We start from the raw sequence: 316 nt of genomic DNA on the forward strand, positions 1-316 counted from the left end.
GGCCCGCGGCCAGCCACGACATGCGCGCGATGTTGCCGGCCTGGCCACCGATCGCGTCGACGCAACCGAAGACGACGTCGTCGACGTTCGACGGGTCGATCCCGGTGCGCTCGACGAGCGCCTTGATGATGTGCGCGCCCAGGTCGATCGGGTGAACGGGGGCCAGGCCACCGTTCTTCTTGCCGATCGGGGTGCGGATGGCGTCGACGATGTAAACCTCGGGCATAACAGCTCCTGGATTCGGATTACTTGTGGGAGTCGGGGCTGGCAAGCCCGTCCAGAACGATGGAGAGGTACTGCTTGGCGACGGCCTCGG

The 316-nt window shown here is 66.1% G+C and carries 1 protein-coding gene; it reads right to left on the reverse strand.

What is annotated here, in order from left to right; all coding sequences use genetic code 11:
- On the reverse strand, positions 1-226 hold a 226-nt coding region (locus IJ15_RS0123010), incomplete at its 3' end, for a thiolase family protein (RefSeq protein WP_031940680.1).
- Positions 227-316: the final 90 nt, after the last annotated feature.

Origin of the sequence: Prescottella defluvii (genome assembly GCF_000738775.1) — a bacterium.
GTDB lineage: Bacteria > Actinomycetota > Actinomycetes > Mycobacteriales > Mycobacteriaceae > Prescottella > Prescottella defluvii.